The sequence below is a fragment of the Streptomyces sp. NPDC041205 genome (genome assembly GCF_055591765.1).
The window spans coordinates 370,058-386,721 of sequence record NZ_JBVIZH010000007.1; the positions used below are offsets into that span (position 1 = coordinate 370,058).

Genomic DNA, 16,664 nt, shown 5'->3' on the forward strand with positions numbered 1-16,664 from the left:
CGCATGCCAACCGACTCTGCAAAAGGGCCATCGGGCACCGCTGCCAAGGGGCCGTCGGGCACGCTGCCGACGCGGGCGCACCTGCCCGCGCACAGCGTCCGAGACGACGTACACGGCGTACACGACGTACACGAAGTACGCGACGTACCGACGGCCCCCGTCCTCGACATCGTCATCCCCGTCCACAACGAGGAGAAGGACCTGCCGCCGTCGGTGCGCGGGCTGTGCGAACACCTCGCGCGGACCTTCCCGTACCGCTTCCGCGTCACGATCGCCGACAACGCCTCCACGGACAGCACCCCGCAGGTGGGGGCCGGGCTCGCGGCGCGGCTCCCCGACGTGCGGTACGTGCGCCTGGAGGAGAAGGGGCGCGGGCGTGCGCTGCGCGCCGTCTGGGCGTCGTCGGACGCGCCCGTGCTCGCGTACATGGACGTGGACCTGTCCACGGACCTCAACGCGCTGCTTCCGCTGGTCGCGCCGCTGATCTCCGGGCACTCCGACCTGGCGATCGGCTCCCGGCTCGCCAGCGGCTCGCGGGTCGTGCGCGGCCCGAAGCGGGAGTTCGTCTCGCGGACGTACAACCTGATCCTGCGCGGCTCGCTGCACGCCCGGTTCTCCGACGCGCAGTGCGGGTTCAAGGCGATCCGTGCGGACGTGGCGCGGGAGTTGCTGCCGCTGGTCGAGGACACCGGGTGGTTCTTCGACACGGAGATGCTGGTGCTCGCCGAGCGTGCGGGCCTGCGCATCCACGAGGTGCCCGTCGACTGGGTCGACGACCCGGAATCGAGCGTCCACATCGTCAGGACGGCGGCCGACGACCTGAAGGGCGTCTGGCGTGTGGGCCGGGCGCTCGCCGTCGGCGCGCTCCCCCTCGACCGGCTCGCGCGCCCCTTCGGGGACGACCCGCGCGACCGCCGGCTCCCCGGTGTCCCCGGCGGACTCGCCCGCCAGCTCGTCGGCTTCTGCGCGGTGGGCGCCTTCTCCACGCTCTTCTATCTGCTGCTCTACTCCGGCTTCCGTACGTTCACGGGGGCGCAGGCCGCCAACGCGCTGGCCCTCCTCGTGTCCGCCGTCGCCAACACCGCGGCCAACCGCCGCCTCACCTTCGGCGTGCGCGGCCGGGCCCGCGCGGTCCGCCACCAGGCGCAGGGACTGGTGGTCTTCGCCGTGGGCCTCGCCCTGACCAGTGGTTCCCTCGCGGCACTCGACGCCGCGTCCGCGCACCCCGCGCACGGCACGGAGCTCGCCGTCCTCGTCGTCGCCAACCTCGCGGCGACGGTCCTGCGCTTCCTGCTCCTGCGGACCTGGGTGTTCCCGGACCGCCGTACGGAGCCGGCGCCTTCCGCCACGTACGAGATGAGGAACCCCCGATGACCACGGTCAACTCACCCCGGGTGCCTGGGGCACCTGGGGTACCCGGAGCACTTGCGGCACCCGCGGGCGCCCCCGTGGTGCTCCCTGAAGGGGCGCGTCAGGGGCGCCCGGCCGGGCTCCTCGCGCGCCTGTGGCGCGGGCGCGCCGAGGACGCGCGCTGGGTGCGCCCCGCCTTCCTCGGCCTGCTCCTGGCCACGGCCGTCCTCTACGTCTACGACCTCGGCGCGTCCGGCTACGCCAACTCCTTCTACTCCGCCGCCGCGCAGGCGGGCGGCCAGAGCTGGAAGGCGCTGTTCTTCGGCTCGCTGGACGCGGGCAACGCGATCACGGTCGACAAGCCCCCGGCCGCGCTCTGGCCGATGGCCCTGTCCGTGCGGCTCCTCGGCCTGAGCTCCTGGGCGATCCTGCTGCCGCAGGCGCTGATGGGCGTGGCCACGGTCGCGGTCCTGTACGCCGCAGTGCGCCGCCGCTTCAGTGCCGCCGCCGGGCTGATCGCGGGCGCGGTCCTCGCGCTCACCCCGGTCGCCGCGCTGATGTTCCGCTTCAACAATCCCGACGCGCTGCTCGCGTTCCTGATGACCGTCACCGTCTACTGCGTCCTGCGCGCCCTGGAGCACGGGCGCACCAAGTGGCTGGTGTGGGCGGGCGTCGCCGTCGGCCTCGCGTTCCTCGCCAAGACCCTGCAGGCGTTCCTGATCCTGCCGCCGCTCGCGGTCCTGTACGCGGTGTGCGCGCCCGTGCGGCTGCCCAAGCGGCTCGGTCAACTCTCCCTGTCGGGGCTCGCGATGGTCGTCGCGGGCGGCTGGTGGGTCGCGATCGTCGAGCTGTGGCCCGCGTCGTCGCGCCCGTACGTCGGCGGCTCCCAGCACAACTCCTTCCTGGAGCTGACCTTCGGCTACAACGGCCTCGGCCGCATCAACGGCGAGGAGACCGGCAGCGTCGGCGGGGGCGGCGGGCCCGGCGGCGGGGGCCGCTGGGGCGAGAGGGGCCTCGGCCGGATGTTCGACTCCGAGGTGGGCGGCCAGATCTCCTGGCTCCTTCCGGCCGCGCTGATCCTGCTGGTCGCGGGCCTGATCGTGACGTGGCGGGCGCGCAGGACGGACACCGCGCGGGCCGCGTTCGTGGCGTGGGGCGGCTCGCTCCTGATGACCGCGGCCGTCTTCAGCTTCATGGCCGGGATCTTCCACCAGTACTACACGGTGGCCCTCGCCCCCTACGTCGCGGCGCTCGTCGGCATGGGCGCGACCGTGCTGTGGGAGGAGCGCGCCAGGGCGTGGGCGGTCGCGGTGCTCGGCGGGGCGGTCGCGGTGACGGCTTGGTGGGGGTACGAACTCCTCGGCCGTACGCCGGACCACGTGCCGTGGCTGCGCTGGGCCGTGTTGGCCGCGGGGCTCGCGGGCGCGGCGGGGCTGCCGCTCGCCGCCCGGCTCGGACGGCGGCTCGCCCTCACGGCCGTCGGGCTCGGCCTCGCGGCGTCGCTCGCCGGTCCGGTGGCGTACACGCTGTCCACGGTGGACAGCCCGCACACCGGGTCGATCGTGGCGGCGGGGCCCGCGGGGGCGGGGCGGATGGGCGGGCCTGGTGGGCCGGGCGGGCCGGGCGGTGGTGGGCCCGGCGGGCCTGGTGGTCCCGGCGGGGACGGCGGGGGTCGGCCTCCGGGGCAGCAGGGGCAGGCCCAGGGGCAGCAGAACCCCCAGGGCCAGCCCCCCGGACCGCAGGGCCAAGGCCGACCCCAGCAGAACAACCAACCGCGCGGCCAACGCGGCGGCATGGGCGGCGGAGGCATGGGCGGCCTCCTCAACGGCGCCCAAGTCGGCGCCGAAGAGAAGCGCCTCCTGGAAGCGAACGCCAGCGACTACACCTGGGCCGCCGCAGCGATCGGCTCGCAGAACGCGGCGAGCCGCCAACTCGCCACCGGCGACCCGGTGATGGCCGTCGGCGGCTTCAACGGCAGCGACCCGTCCCCCACCCTCGCCCAGTTCAAGAGCCATGTGGCCGACGGCCGGATCCACTACTTCATCGCCGGAGGCGGCATGGGCGGCGGCAGGGGAGGCGGCGCCACGGACAGCGGCCAAGGCGCCGCCGCCCAGATCTCCACCTGGGTCACGAAGAACTTCACCAAGGTCACCGCGGGCGACGCCACGTTCTACGACCTGACCAAGCCCAAGAGCTGACGGCTCCGCCCGCCCCGAGTCCCGCCGGATCCGAGCCCCTGCCATAAGCCTGTTGTACAGCGTATGGCGCTTCCTCTACGGTGTACGTCGACCCATTGACGTACACCGTAGAAGAGAAGGAGCCCAGATGACGGCCACCACCGCCGACAACCCCGAAGCGGTCGTCGGGCACGGCGACCGCCACCCGCAGCGCTGGCTGATCCTGGGCGTCATCTGCCTCGCCCAGCTCACCGTGCTGCTCGACAACACGGTCCTGAGCGTCGCGATCCCCTCGCTCACCAGCGAGCTGGACGCGTCGTCGGCCGACATCCAGTGGATGATCAACGCGTACTCGCTCGTGCAGTCGGGCCTGCTGCTCACCGCGGGCAGCGCGGCCGACCGCTACGGCCGCAAGAAGCTGCTGACCGCGGGCCTGGTCCTGTTCGGCATCGGCTCGCTCGTCGCGGGCCTGTCCCAGACCTCCGCGCAGCTGATCGCGGCGCGCGCCGGGATGGGCATAGGCGGCGCGCTGCTGATGACGACGACCCTCGCGGTCGTGGTGCAGCTCTTCGACGACGCCGAGCGGGTCAAGGCGATCGGGCTCTGGGCGACCGTCAACTCCCTCGGGTTCGCGGCGGGCCCGCTGCTCGGCGGGTTCATGCTGAACCACTTCTGGTGGGGCTCGATCTTCCTGATCAACATCCCGGTGGCGCTGATCGGCGTGGTCGCGGTGGTGCGGATGGTGCCCGAGTCCAAGGCTGTGCCTTCTGGGGGACACCCCCAGACCCCCGGCCAGGGCGACCGCCCCGACCTGCTCGGCGCGCTGCTCTCCACCATCGGCATGGCGTCGGTGGTGTACGCGATCATCTCGGGCCCCGAGCACGGCTGGACGTCCGGGCAGGTCCTGGTCGCGGCCGGAGTCGGCGTCGTGGTCCTCGGCGCCTTCGCGCTCTGGGAGCTGCGGGCCCCGTACCCGATGCTGGACATGCACTTCTTCCAGAACAAGCGCTTCATCGGCGCGGTGATGGGCGCGGTCCTCGTGGCCTTCGGCCTCGGCGGCTCGCTGTTCCTGCTCACCCAGCACCTCCAGTTCGTCCTCGGGTACGAGCCGCTGGAGGCGGGGCTGCGCACGGCGCCGCTCGCCGCGACCGTGGTGCTCCTGAACCTGGTCGGCGTCGGCGCGAAGGTGCACGCCAGGCTGGGCACGCCGCTGACGATCCTGACCGGCATGACCACGCTGGCGGGCGGCCTCGCCGTGGTCGCGTCGTTCGGCGGGCACGACTACTCGGGCATGCTGGTCGGCCTGGTCCTGATGGGCGCGGGCATCTCGTTCGCGATGCCCGCGATGGCCAACGCCATCATGAGCGCCATCCCGCCGGAGAAGGCCGGGGTGGGCGCGGGCATCAACGGCACCCTCGCGGAGTTCGGCAACGGCCTCGGCGTGGCGGTGCTCGGCGCGGTCCTCAGCTCCCGCTTCTCGGCGCTGGTCGCGGTGTCGGCGGCGTCGTTCCCCGCGGCGATGGCGGCGGCGGACTCGGCGGGGGAGCGGGACCGGATCGCGGACGCGTTCTCCTCGGGCCTTGAGACCAGCCAGCTGGTCGGCGCGGTGGCCCTGTTCCTCGGCGGCGCCCTGGCGGCGGCGTTGCTGTGGCGGGCGGAGAGGGCAGACTCTGTGCAGCAGGCGGCCCCGGCCGCGCGGCAGGGCACAGCACAGCACGATGTCTGATCACCGGTACCAGGAAGGTGCGCCATGACGAAGGCAGCCGACCGCGCGAAGCGAGCGGCCCGCACGAGCGTCTGGCTGGAGGGCAAGGCGCCGCGCGGCACGAGCCGCAAGGGCGCCCAGCCGAGCGGACTCGACCGGGACCGCATCACCGAGGCCACCGTCCGGCTCCTGGACGCCGAGGGGCTCGCCAAGTTCTCGATGCGCCGCCTCGCCACCGAGCTGAACGTCACCGCGATGTCCGTGTACTGGTACGTGGACACCAAGGACGACCTGCTGGAGCTCGCGCTCGACCGGGTGGCCGAGGAGGTGCGCCTTCCCGACACCGAGGCCGTGCCCGACGCGTGGCGCGAGCAACTGCGTGAACTGGCCGCCGGATACCGGGACCTGCTGGTCCGCCACCCCTGGGTGTCGCCGCTGATCGGCGAGTTCCTGAACATCGGGCCGAACTGGCTGGCGTTCTCCCTCGCCATCCAGCGGGCCGTGCGGAACACCGGGCTCACGCCCTACCGTCAGAACGGGGCGATCGCCGCGGTGTTCCAGTTCGTGTACGGCTTCGGGACCATCGAGGGGCACTTCCGCGCCCGGGTCGCGGCCGCGGGCATGACCCAGGACGAGTACTTCAGGGACGCCGTCGGCACGGTGAACGAGGAACTCGCCACCAACGAGGCCGTGCGGTCCGCCGCGGAACTCATGGCGTCCCGCGGTGAGGGCACCGTCTCCGAGATGTGGGCCCGGGACTTCACGGTCGCCCTCGACCTGATGATCGCGGGCATCGAGTCGATGCTGGACCCGGCCGTCCTCGCCGGGGACGGCGAGCGGGGCGCCGCCGGGGGCGCCCCTGCCGGGGTCCCCGAGGAGGAAAGCCCCCGGTAGCCACCGGACCCCACCGCTCCGGGGCGTCGACGCCCTCCGCGGCACCCTCGACCTGCCCGGCCCCGCCTACACCTGCGGCAGGCTCTCCCCCTGCACCGCCTGGATGTCCAGCTCCACCTTGAGCGTCGTGCCGATCGCCGAGATGCCCGCCTGGAGCACCTGGTTGTAGTTCATGGCGAAGTCCTCGCGGCGCAGTTCGGCGGTGGCGCGGAAGGCCGCGCGGGTGCCGCCCCACGGGTCGGCGCCGGTGCCGAGGTAGGCCAGGTCCAGGTCGACGGGGCGTACGACGCCGTGCATGGCGAGCTCGCCGCGCACCGTCCAGCGGTCTGATCCGGCGGGCTCGAGTCCGGTCGACCGGTAGGTGATCTCCGGGTACGTCTCGACGTCCAGGAAGTCGCCGGACTTCAGGTGCCCGTCGCGCATCGCGTTGCCCGTGTCGATGGACGCGGTCCGGATCACGGCCTCGACCCGCGACTTCGCCGAGTCCTCGGGGTTCTCGGCGATCTCGACGCGCCCGGAGAACTCGGTGAACCGCCCGCGCACGCTGGAGATCCCCAGGTGCTGGGCGACGGCGGCCACGGACGAGTGGACGGGGTCGATGGTCCAGGGCCCGGGCGGCGGCAGCTCGGTGCCACCGGCGCGGCCGAGGACTATCCGGCCGACGTCGGCGCGCCCGCTCGCGGTGACGAGGGCGGTGGCGGCGGCGGGCGCGTACCCGACGGCGGTGACGATGACGGTGTACGGCCCGGCGGCCAGCTCCGTGGCGTCCCGCACCACGCCCTCGCCGTCGACCTCGGCGCGCAGCACCTGCGTCCCCGTCATGTCGGTGACGGTCACGACGGCGTGCGGCACGGCCCAGCCGTCCCGAGTACGGATCCGCGCACTAAGTCCCACGTTTCAAGCTCCTTGCAGAGGTCCGAGCAGAGGTCCGAAAAGCAATCGGCCCCCGGCGGTGGCGACCGGCCGTCCCCAACCGTCGCGTCGCCACCGTCCCGGGGGCCCTACGCACCGCCCGGGGCCGCGTCCGCTCAAAGCGCGGCCCCGAGGCGGGGTCAGTCACTCGCCCGGGTGGGCGAGTTCGATGTCGTGGCCCTCGACGGGGCCGCCGTCGCCACCGACCGTCAGGCCGGTGGCCACGGGCGGGTAGCCGGTCGCGATGACCGTGTACTCGCCGCTGTCCAGGTCGGTGAAGGCGTACGCGCCGTCCGCCCCGGTGGTGGCGGTGGCCACGACGTTCCCGGCCGCGTCGACGAGCGTGACGCGCGCGCCGTTCAGCGGCCCGCCCGCGGCCCGCACGGTGCCGAGCACCCGCGCGCCGGAGCGCAGTTCGACCTCGACGCGGGTGACGCCGACGGCGGACACCTCGACGGGCAGGGCCACCGGCCGGTGCCCGGCCGCGTTCACGGCGACGGTCACGGGCCCGGGGACCAGCTCGGCGAAGGCGAAGTCGCCCTGCTCGCCGGAGGTCCCGGTGGCGAGCACGTCCCCGCGCACATCGGTCACGACGACCATCGCCCCGGCCACGGGCAGCTTGGCGTCGGCGGTCCGCACGACGCCGCCGAGCCCGCTGGTGCCGCTCAGGAGCAGGTCGTACGCGAGCGGCTCGGCGCCGACCACGACGGTCGAGGCCTGCGGCTGGAACCCGTCGGCGGAGGCGATCAGGACGTACGAGCCGGCGCCGGGGGCGTCCACGGCGTAGGAGCCGTCGTCCTGGGCGACCGCCCGGCCGAGCTGCCGCCCGCCGAGGGAGATCAGCGTGACCGCGGCCCGGGGCACGGGCGCGCTCTCGGCGCCGCGCACGAAGCCGCGTACCGGCACGCCCCCGCCGGTGTCCCGCGCGGGCGCCGCGCCGGAGCCCGCGACGGACGCCGTGGCGGCGAGCCGCTGGGTGGCATCGGGTCCGGCCTCGGTGTGCGCGGCGACGGAGGCGAGCACGGGCTCGGCGTCGGCCGGCGCGGCCTCGACGGGCGCCGCGGGCAGGGTGGAGGTCTCGCCGGACTCGGCGGCCTGCGCGAGCGCTCCCGCCGTGCGCAGCGGCACCTCCTTGATGAACAGGGTGACCACGAACGCGAGGAACGCGATGGGCGCGGCGATCAGGAACACGTCCGCGATGCCGTGGCCGTAGGCGCTCTCCATCACGGTCCGGAACGGGCCGGGCAGCGCGTCCAGGTCCGGGATGCCGCCCCCGCCGGTGCCGCCGTGGCCGAGGGCCGCGCCCTGCGGGCCGAGGTCGGCGAGGCCGTCCTTCACGTAGTCGGTGATGCGCGTCGACATCACGGCGCCGAGCGCCGAGACGCCCATGGCGCCGCCGAGGGACCGGAAGAAGGTGACGACGGAGCTGGCGGCGCCGATGTCCTCGGGCGCGACCTGGTTCTGCGTGCACAGCACCAGGTTCTGCATCATCATGCCGATGCCGAGGCCCATCAGGGCCATGTAGCAGGCGATGTGCCAGTACGCGGTGTCGTACCGCATGGTGCCGAGGAGCCCCAGACCGGCGGTCAGCAGCACACCGCCGCTGACCAGCCAGGCCTTCCACTTGCCGGTCTTGGTGATCAGCTGCCCGGAGACGGTGGACGACACGAACAGGCCCGCGATCATCGGGATCGTCATGACGCCGGACATCGTCGGCGACTTGCCGCGCGCCAGCTGGAAGTACTGGCTGAAGAAGACGGTGCCCGCGAACATCGCGACGCCGACGAACAGCGAGGCGAGGGAGGCGAGGGCGATGGTGCGGTTGCGGAAGAGGCGCAGCGGGATGATCGGCTCGCTGGCCCTGGACTCGACGAGCAGGAACAGCAGGCCGAGCACGATCGAGCCGCCGACCATCGTGTACGACTGCCACGACAGCCAGTCGTACTTCTTGCCGGAGCCGGAGCCCGCGAAGGTCACCCAGACCAGGAGCAGCGAGACGGCGGCGGTGATGAAGAAGGCACCGGCCCAGTCGACCTTGACCTGCCGCTTCACGACGGGCAGCTTCAGGGTCTTCTGGAGCACGATCAGGGCGATGATCGCGAAGGGCACGCCGACGTAGAAGCACCAGCGCCAGCCGAGCCAGGAGGTGTCGGTGATGACGCCGCCGAGCAGCGGGCCGCCGACGGTGGCGACGGCGAAGGTCGCGCCGAGGTAGCCGGAGTAACGGCCGCGCTCGCGCGGGGAGATCATCGCGGCCATGACGATCTGGGCGAGCGCCGAGAGCCCGCCGACGCCGATGCCCTGCACCACGCGGCAGGCGATCAGCATTCCGGCGTTCTGCGACAGACCGGCGACGACCGAGCCGAGGACATAGATGACCAGGGCTATCTGGACGAGTGCCTTCTTGCTGAACAGGTCGGACAGCTTGCCCCACAGCGGGGTGCTCGCCGTCATCGAGAGCAGCGCGGCGGTGACGACCCAGGTGTAGGCGGACTGGCCGCCGCCGAGGTCACCGATGATCTCGGGCAGGGCGTTGGAGACGATCGTCGACGACAGGATCGCGACGAACATGCCGAGCAGGAGGCCGGACAGGGCCTCCATGATCTGCCGGTGCGTCATCGGGGCGCCGCTGTCCGGGTGCCCGTGCGCTCCGTGCTTGGCATGGCTGCCCCGCACACCGGACGGTGTGGATGTTGCCATGGGTTCCTTTTCCTGATTCTTACGCGGGTGTACGGGTGGTTTCCTCGAGCGCGTGCGGGGCTCCGGGGAGCCGGGCCGAAGCCGCGCGGCAGTCCCCGAATCCCGCACGCAGGCGGGCGAGCAACGAGCTGAGACGGCCGACGTCGGCGTCGGACCAGTCGTGCAGGTAGTGGGCGAGGGTCGCGATGGACAGCTCGGACAGCTCCTCGAACTTGGCCTCGCCCGCGGGCGTGAGCCGCAGGATGCGCGAGCGCTTGTCCGCGGGGTCCGGGGCCCGGTCGATCCAGCCGCGCTCCGCGACGTGCGCGACATGGCGGCTGGTCACCGACATGTCGACGGCGAGGAGTTCCGCGAGGCGGCTCATCCGCATCTCGCCGTGGCCCTTGAGCAGCGTGAGCACGGCGGCGGAGCCGCTCGGGCAGTCGGCGGGCAGACGGCGGCCGAGGCCGCGCTTCACGGCGCCGATGGCGCTGAGCTGGCGGGCCAGTTCCGCGTATTCACGCTGTGCGGCCATGGCATCCACCCTCACTTTTCGTTGCTTAGGGCAACCATAGAAGCAGTTGGTTGCCGCAGGCAAACTAAAACCGGACCAACGGGCTAAAGGGCTGGCAAAGGTCTCGGACCTCGGAGGTAAAGCTGCCGGTCAGCGGGGGTTGGGCCGGGCCGCGGGGATTCGCTAGGGTCCTGCCCCATGGCACACAACCCCCATGCACCGCAGGGCGCCCCGGGCCCCGAGGGCCAGCACGACCCGGCGGGCTCCACTCAGATGTTCCGCGCCTTCGTCGACGAGCCGCCCCAGGGCGGCCGCGCGCAGCGGCAGGCGGCGGCCCCGGCGGGCCCGCGCATCGGCCTCATCGTGGGCGTGGTCGCGGCGATCGTGATCGTGGCCGCGGTGGCCTGGCTGGCGCTGAAGTAACGCTCCGGCGCGCGCCCGCACGTGGGTGCGCGCGCCCGGAGGCCCGTCCGAGGCCCCTCGGCGGGCTACTTCCACTCCACGTCGACGTCACGCGTCTCGACGCGCATGCCGAGCGGAACGCGCCACCAGTCGACACAAACAGGCCAAGTCTTCTTCACGGTTCTCCCGGCCCCGATGGGCGCCGGGAGCTTCCGCGTGGACTCGATGGTCCCCCAGTCCACGCCGAGGGCGCCGATGATGTGCGTACCGAACGTCACGCTGCCCGAACGCACGGCGGAACCCCCGGTGTTGCGGAAGCTGACCGTCACGTCCTCGCACCACCGCTTGTCCCCGGCCGCGCGCCGGGGCTCGCCGACTTTGAGGACGGCGGGGGTGGGGGGTTTCGGCTTCGGGTTCGGCTTGGGCTTCGGGGGAGTGCTGGGGGCGGGGGAGTCGTCGCTCGGGGAGCCGGGGCGGGTGTCGTCGTCGCCTCTGTCTCCGCCCCCGCCGCTGCCCTCGCCGTGACCGGTGGACGGACCGCTCGGCGCGTCCGAGGAGCCCGAACCCGCCCTGCCGCCCGGCGACTTGCCCACCGGGGAATCGCCACCGGATGAACCCTCACCGGAGGGCCGACTGCCGCCGCCCTGGCCGCGACCGCCACCGTCGCCGCCACGGCCGCCGTCGCCCATGCCGCCCCCGTCGGCCGCCCCGGCGCCCTTCCCCGAAGGCCCTCCGGAAGGCTTCCCGTCCAACGGCACGAACTCCACGTCCCCGCTGGGCCCCACGCCCTTCCCGGACCCCGTCTCCGGCCCGCCCCCGGCCGCGCCGGTGGCCACATAGCCGTCCCGCCCGTCACCTCCACACGCGGCGACCAGCCCGCCAAGCCCCAGCACGACCGCCGAGGCACCCGCCATCGCGCCCCGGCGGCCACGCCCGCCACTCCACGCACCACGAAGCATCGCGCCAGTGTGGCTGACGCCCCGTCAATGAGGAACCCTGTCAACAGGATCCGCGCCACCGGCGACGGATCCTGGACGGAACCCCTCAGTCCGCGATGAGTCCTTCCCGCAGCTGTGCCAGCGTCCGCGTCAGCAGGCGGGAGACGTGCATCTGCGAGATGCCGACCTCCTCGCCGATCTGGGACTGCGTCATGTTCGCGAAGAAGCGCAGCATGATGATGCGGCGTTCGCGTGGGGGGAGTTTGGCGAGGAGGGGCTTGAGGGACTCGCGGTACTCGACGCCCTCCAGGGCGGTGTCCTCGTAGCCGAGGCGGTCCGCGAGGGAGCCCTCGCCGCCGTCGTCCTCGGGGGCGGGGGAGTCGAGGGAGGATGCGGTGTACGCGTTGCCGACGGCGAGGCCGTCGACCACGTCCTCCTCGGACACGCCGAGCACGGCGGCCAGTTCGGGCACCGTGGGGGAGCGGTCGAGGCGCTGGGCGAGCTCGTCGCTGGCCTTCGTCAGGGCCAGGCGCAGCTCCTGGAGCCGGCGCGGGACGCGCACGGACCAGCTGGTGTCCCGGAAGAAGCGCTTGATCTCGCCGACGACGGTCGGCATCGCGAACGTCGGGAACTCCACGCCGCGTTCGCAGTCGAACCGGTCGATCGCCTTGATCAGGCCGATGGTGCCGACCTGGACGATGTCCTCCATCGGTTCGTTGCGGCTGCGGAAGCGTGCCGCGGCGTACCGCACCAGGGGGAGGTTGAGCTCGATCAGGGTGTCTCTGACGTAGGCACGCTCGGGGCTGTCCTGGTCGAGTGCGGCGAGCCGCAGGAAGAGGGAGCGGGACAGGGTGCGGGTGTCGATGGCTCCCGGGGCCGGGGATACGGCCTCGGAACCCTTGAGCGCGTCGGGCGCTGATTCGCTCGCACTGTCTTCAAGCGTGAGCGTGAGCACCTTCGAGCTGCCCTGGTCTGCGGACATGCCACCCCCTTGAGGTCGCGGACGGTCGCGGCCGGCGCCCCGTCGAAGGAACGCAGCCTCCACCTGAATACCGGCGGCGGGGCCCCGGCAAACGCGGTTCCAGCAGAATGTCACATGTCGGCAACACGCTGTAGTGACTTGTCGACAAGTGAGGGTGACGTCCGTGCAGGAAAGAGGGGGTCTCAGACTTTTTCGGCCCCGACTCCGTCGGTAACGGCCGAAAGGCGGTTCCACCCGATACGGTTACGCCTCGATCCGATTTGCGGACCGAAGCCGCGCGAAGCTTCTGGCCAACAGTCGCGACACATGCATCTGGGAAACGCCCAATTCGGCGCTGATCTGGGACTGCGTCAGATTGCTGTAGTAGCGAAGCAGCAGGATCCGCTGTTCCCGCTCGGGCAGTTGGACGAGCAGATGCCGGACCAGGTCGCGGTGCTCGACGCCGTCCAGGGCCGGGTCCTCGTACCCGAGCCGGTCGAGCAGCCCTGGCAGCCCGTCGCCCTCCTGCGCGGCCTCCAGGGACGTCGCGTGGTACGAACGCCCGGCCTCGATGCAGGAGAGCACCTCCTCCTCGGTGATCCGAAGCCGCTCGGCGATCTCGGCGGTCGTGGGCGAGCGCCCGAAGGACGTGGTCAGGTCCTCCGTCGCCCCGGTGACCTGCACCCACAGCTCGTGCAGCCGCCGCGGTACGTGGACGGTGCGCACGTTGTCGCGGAAGTACCGCTTGATCTCGCCGACGACCGTGGGCATGGCGAAGGTCGGGAACTGCACGCCCCGGTCGGGGTCGAAGCGGTCGATGGCGTTGATGAGGCCGATGGTGCCGACCTGGACGACGTCCTCCATCGGCTCGTTGCGGCTGCGGAAGCGGGCGGCGGCGTAGCGCACCAGGGGCAGGTTGGCCTCGATGAGCGCGCCGCGCACCCTGGCGTGCTCGACGGTGCCCGGCTCCAGCTCCTTGAGCTGGGCGAAGAGCACCTGGGTGAGGGCGCGGGTGTCGGCGCCCCTGCTGCTCGGCGCCTTCGCGGGCGGCGGCTCCGTGGCCTGCGCGGGCGGGGCTTCGGGCGCCCGTGCGTGCGGCGCCTCCGTGGCCCGGGCGGGCGGGGTCTCGGGCGCCTGTGCGGGCGGTGCTTCGGGCGCAGAACTGGCCGGCACGGTCAACGCCACCCCTTCTCCGGCGAGTCCGGCCGAGCTCGGTCAAGCCCGGTCGACCTCGGTCAACTCATCCGTCAAAAGCGGTCATAGCATCACAAGACATGTGCACTGTGTGCAAGCACCTGATAACGCCGTGTTGAGGGGCAAGTTGGGGCAGAAGACGCGAAACGGCCCCGCACCGTTCCCGGTGCGGGGCCGCGGAAAACGCGGCGGCGGCCTCAGAACTCGTAGTCGGCGATCACCCACGTGGCGAACTCGCGCCACAGTCCGACGCCCGCCTGGTGTGCCGGGTGCTCCAGGTACCGGGTGAGCGCATCGGTGTCGTCGACGGCCGAGTTGATGGCGTAGTCGTACGCGATGGGGCGCTCGGAGATGTTCCAGGCGCACTCCCAGAAGCGCAGCTCGGGGATGATCCCGCCGAGCTCCTCGAAGGCCTTGACACCGGCGGCGACGCGCGGGTCGTCGCGCTCGACGCCGTCATTGAGCTTGAAGAGGACCAGATGGCGGATCACGGGCGCTCCCTCAGTCGTCCTTGCCGCCGTTGGCGACCCAGGTCATGAAGTCGCCGATGGCCTTGGCGGCGTTCGAAATGCCCTCGAACCCTACCTGGACGTAGTCCGCGGCCTTCTCCGGGTCGGTGATGATCACGTACAGGACGAACACCACGAGGACGAAAAGAATGATCTTTTTCGGGTCCTTCACGCTGTGGCCTCCCCTTGCCCGTTCATCCCCGAGCCCCCGTATGCCGTGTTCCGTGCCGTGTTCCGCTTGTGCCGGGCGAGTCTAACGTGGCGCGAACTCACCAGGTTTTTAAGGACCAATGACCCGGCGGCAGAGGCCCTTCGGCTGGCCCTTCCCGGTTGCGGGCGGCGCAGGATGGTGGTGAGCCCGGCGGATCTGGCAGGAATCCACGGGCCAGGGACCGGTCTCCACTGCGGGGTCCGCGCCGCCCTCTTCCCCCGGTGGCGGCGTTGACTTGAGAGTTCGGTCCTCATCGGGGGAAGCGGCTTGTCCCCCCGATGCCGCTTCCCCCGTCCTATCGGAAGAAGGCCCCGGCGCCATGACGGCGCCGGGGTTTTTCCGTGTCTGTTCGGTGTTCTTCGGAGCTTCCTCCGTGTTCTTCGGTGCTTGTCCGGAGCCGACCCGGGAAATGACGAAGCACTCGTGATCAATACCCCCGGCCCGTATGCTTGTCCGTATTACGGGGGGTGATGCATCCCATGCAGATGGTCATTCACGTACGGCTGTCCGTGGCCGCGGACGAACTGCCCAGGTTTCTCGTTCCCGCCGCCGAGCCGACGCTGCGCGCCCTTTTCGAACGGATGGGCGGAACGCTTCAGTCCTTGAGCCTGCACCCGCCCGACGGCGTCGAGCTGTACTTCACGCTGCCCGCCGAACCCCAGCCGACCGCCGACACCATCGACCAGGCCATGCGCCTCCTGCGCACCGCCTTCGCCCTGCGCCCCGGCCCCCACCAGATCGTCCCCCCGACCCGCACGGGCACCACCGGCACCCGCCGCCTCCAGTTCGGCGGCACCCGAGGGCGCGGACGGGTGTGCGCCGAGTGCGGCGGGGTCGACGAGCGACACGAGCGGGGGTGCCCGCGTTCGCGGGGGTGAGGGGACGCTGGGGCCGCGGGGCGGGGGAGGTGACCCGCAGGGGGCCGGAGGTGGTCTGCCGCGTGCCGGAGGTGGTCCGCGGCGCGGCGCCGGTGCCCGTGCCCGTGCCCCGCGTGGTGCCGGAGCTTCGCGTGGTGCCGGTGCCTCGCGTGGTGCCGGTGCGCCGCGGCGGGCGGTGCGGGCGGTGCGGGCGGCGCGGCGGCTTCCGCGCGACACCTGGCAGCCGCCGCTGCCGCTCGGGTACGCCGCCAGCATCCAGGGGCTCGGCGGCTTCGCGGCCCCGCTGCTCGCGGGGGCGAGCTTCACCATGGCCGCGCTGCTCCTGCCGACCCTCGCCGCGGCCCAGCCCCGCTTCGCCCGCTGGCCGGACGCGGCGGTGTCCCTGTTCATCGCCTCCGGCCTCGCGCAGATCGGCGCCGTCCAGGCCGCCGTCTGGGCCCGCCGCTACGACACCCTGCCCGAGGAGTTGGCCCAGTGGTGGCCCGGCGAGGTGCGCGACGGGCGGCCGACCCGCTGGCTGCGCAACGTCCAGCGCGGCCACGCCACCCTCAGCCTGCGCTGGGCCGACCGCACCCGCGGCTTCTACCACGCCGGAATCGTCCTCCTCCTGAGCGGCACCCTCGTCGTCGGCGTACCCCCGGGGCGGGTGCCGGGCCCCCGCTGGACCCTCATCGGCACGGCCGCCCTCGGCCTCGCCGGCGAACTGGCCTGGCTGGTCCACGCGGCCTTCTTCGACCCCGCCCGCCGCCGCGCGGCCCACGGCCATGTGGCGGCCGCGGTGGCGGGGCTCGTCGCGGCGGTGGCGGTACTGCCGTCCTTCGCCGGGGCGGGACGGGTGGTGGCGGGGGTGGTGCTGGCCGGGGCGGCGGCGGGGCATGTCGTGGTGACGGCACGGGCGGTGCGGGAAGTGCGGGCGCGGGGTACGGCGTCGGCCGCGCCGCTGAGGCTGTGGCCGACGGCGGCCTTCGCCACGGGCGCCGCCGTGCTCGCGGCCGGGGCGGGACTGCTCCTCACGACGGACTCGCCCCCGGTCCGGGCGGCGTTGGCGACGAGCGCGGCGCTGGTCGCAGGGGCCCATCTGGCGCGGTTCGTCGGGCTGGTGCTGGCGGAGCGGGCGGAGGACGGGGAGCAGTGAGGGACGACGGGTCTGCTCCGGACGAGGCGGGGGCGGGCTCCGCGGACGGCACGGTTGGCTCCGCCCTGTTCACCGTGCGGTTGGCTTCGGCCCGTTCACCGTGTGGATGGCTCCGCCCCGTTCACCGTGCGGTTGGCTTCGGCCCGTTCACCGTGCGGTTGGCTCCGCCCCGTTCACCGTGCGGTTGGCTCCGCCCCGTTCACCG

The 16,664-nt window shown here is 72.7% G+C and carries 15 protein-coding genes; 7 read left to right on the plus strand and 8 right to left on the minus strand.

Annotated features, from left to right (window positions below; genetic code table 11):
• Window positions 1-3: 3 nt before the first annotated feature.
• From ACZ6BG_RS29340 to ACZ6BG_RS29355, 4 genes are all read left to right on the plus strand, one after another.
• The gene (locus ACZ6BG_RS29340) at window positions 4-1,374 is read left to right on the plus strand and encodes a bifunctional glycosyltransferase family 2/GtrA family protein (RefSeq protein WP_469006981.1); all 1,371 of its coding nucleotides are present in this window, start codon (window positions 4-6) and stop codon (window positions 1,372-1,374) included.
• Window positions 1,371-3,548 (plus strand): ArnT family glycosyltransferase, encoded by a 2,178-nt coding sequence (locus ACZ6BG_RS29345; RefSeq protein WP_469006984.1) that lies wholly within the window; start codon window positions 1,371-1,373, stop codon window positions 3,546-3,548. Before ACZ6BG_RS29340 ends, ACZ6BG_RS29345 begins: the two co-directional genes overlap by 4 nt.
• Window positions 3,549-3,675: 127 nt before the next feature.
• Window positions 3,676-5,253: an MFS transporter gene (locus ACZ6BG_RS29350; protein WP_469006986.1), complete on the plus strand. Its 1,578-nt coding sequence runs from the start codon at window positions 3,676-3,678 to the stop codon at window positions 5,251-5,253.
• 24 nt (window positions 5,254-5,277) lie between these two features.
• On the plus strand, window positions 5,278-6,126 hold the full coding sequence (locus ACZ6BG_RS29355) for a TetR/AcrR family transcriptional regulator (RefSeq protein ID WP_469006988.1): 849 nt from the start codon (window positions 5,278-5,280) through the stop codon (window positions 6,124-6,126).
• A 66-nt stretch (window positions 6,127-6,192) separates the two neighbouring features.
• Here ACZ6BG_RS29355 and ACZ6BG_RS29360 read toward each other — a convergent pair whose 3' ends face one another.
• The 3 genes from ACZ6BG_RS29360 to ACZ6BG_RS29370 all read right to left on the minus strand — a co-directional run bounded on the left by ACZ6BG_RS29360 (window position 6,193) and on the right by ACZ6BG_RS29370 (window position 10,252).
• Window positions 6,193-7,020 carry a YceI family protein gene (locus tag ACZ6BG_RS29360; RefSeq protein ID WP_469006990.1) on the minus strand — a complete coding sequence of 276 codons (828 nt, stop codon included), beginning with the start codon at window positions 7,018-7,020 and terminating at the stop codon, window positions 6,193-6,195.
• Between the two features lie 162 nt (window positions 7,021-7,182).
• Window positions 7,183-9,657, minus strand: coding sequence for an MFS transporter (locus tag ACZ6BG_RS29365; RefSeq protein WP_469007215.1), 2,475 nt, complete (start codon window positions 9,655-9,657; stop codon window positions 7,183-7,185).
• A 100-nt stretch (window positions 9,658-9,757) separates the two neighbouring features.
• Entirely contained in the window at window positions 9,758-10,252 is a 495-nt protein-coding gene (locus tag ACZ6BG_RS29370; protein ID WP_469006992.1) for a MarR family winged helix-turn-helix transcriptional regulator, read from the minus strand.
• Between the two features lie 177 nt (window positions 10,253-10,429).
• On the opposite strand from ACZ6BG_RS29370, the gene ACZ6BG_RS29375 reads away from it, so the two are divergent.
• Window positions 10,430-10,654 (plus strand): hypothetical protein, encoded by a 225-nt coding sequence (locus ACZ6BG_RS29375; RefSeq protein WP_380843375.1) that lies wholly within the window; start codon window positions 10,430-10,432, stop codon window positions 10,652-10,654.
• 65 nt (window positions 10,655-10,719) lie between these two features.
• Here the strand turns inward: ACZ6BG_RS29375 and ACZ6BG_RS29380 are convergent, their stop codons facing one another.
• From ACZ6BG_RS29380 to ACZ6BG_RS29400, 5 genes are all read right to left on the minus strand, one after another.
• Window positions 10,720-11,592, minus strand: coding sequence for a hypothetical protein (locus tag ACZ6BG_RS29380; protein WP_469006995.1), 873 nt, complete (start codon window positions 11,590-11,592; stop codon window positions 10,720-10,722).
• A gap of 85 nt (window positions 11,593-11,677) precedes the next feature.
• Window positions 11,678-12,553 (minus strand): RNA polymerase sigma factor SigF, encoded by an 876-nt coding sequence (locus ACZ6BG_RS29385; RefSeq protein WP_380843381.1) that lies wholly within the window; start codon window positions 12,551-12,553, stop codon window positions 11,678-11,680.
• A gap of 243 nt (window positions 12,554-12,796) precedes the next feature.
• Entirely contained in the window at window positions 12,797-13,711 is a 915-nt protein-coding gene (locus ACZ6BG_RS29390) for an RNA polymerase sigma factor SigF (protein WP_469006998.1), read from the minus strand.
• A gap of 212 nt (window positions 13,712-13,923) precedes the next feature.
• Window positions 13,924-14,217, minus strand: coding sequence for a Dabb family protein (locus tag ACZ6BG_RS29395; protein WP_468453653.1), 294 nt, complete (start codon window positions 14,215-14,217; stop codon window positions 13,924-13,926).
• Between the two features lie 10 nt (window positions 14,218-14,227).
• Window positions 14,228-14,407, minus strand: a complete 180-nt coding sequence (locus ACZ6BG_RS29400; RefSeq protein WP_380835258.1) for a hypothetical protein — start codon at window positions 14,405-14,407, stop codon at window positions 14,228-14,230.
• Window positions 14,408-14,925: 518 nt separating this feature from the next.
• Here ACZ6BG_RS29400 and ACZ6BG_RS29405 point away from each other — a divergent pair.
• Complete coding sequence (locus ACZ6BG_RS29405) at window positions 14,926-15,324, plus strand: hypothetical protein (protein WP_469007001.1); 399 nt, start codon at window positions 14,926-14,928, stop codon at window positions 15,322-15,324.
• A 184-nt stretch (window positions 15,325-15,508) separates the two neighbouring features.
• Window positions 15,509-16,459 (plus strand): hypothetical protein, encoded by a 951-nt coding sequence (locus ACZ6BG_RS29410; RefSeq protein ID WP_469007003.1) that lies wholly within the window; start codon window positions 15,509-15,511, stop codon window positions 16,457-16,459.
• Window positions 16,460-16,664: the final 205 nt, after the last annotated feature.